Below are 263 nucleotides of genomic sequence, written 5' to 3' on the forward strand. Positions count from 1 at the left end.
CACGCAGGCCTGGGCGACGACCAAGGGCGCCGGCGTGACGGTCGCCGTGATCGACACCGGGGTGAGCACGAGCGTCCCCGAACTCGCCGGCGCCGTCGTCGGTGGCACGGATGTCTCGGGCCTGGGCTCGAGTAACGGCCAGACCCCCGTGGGGGACGGCAGCGAGCACGGCACCCTGGTCGCCTCCCTGATGGCTGGCCGCGGTTCCGCGGACGGGACAGGAGTCATCGGCGTGGCACCCGAGGCGTCCATTCTCGCGGTGT

The 263-nt window shown here is 73.0% G+C and carries 1 protein-coding gene; it reads left to right on the forward strand.

Annotated elements, in window-relative coordinates; all coding sequences use genetic code 11:
• The coding region (locus tag QN345_RS20215) for a S8 family serine peptidase (protein ID WP_323509264.1) at positions 1-263 on the forward strand (263 nt) is incomplete at both ends.

Source organism: Cryobacterium sp. 10I1, assembly GCF_035019805.1.
GTDB classification, from domain to species: domain Bacteria; phylum Actinomycetota; class Actinomycetes; order Actinomycetales; family Microbacteriaceae; genus Cryobacterium; species Cryobacterium glucosi.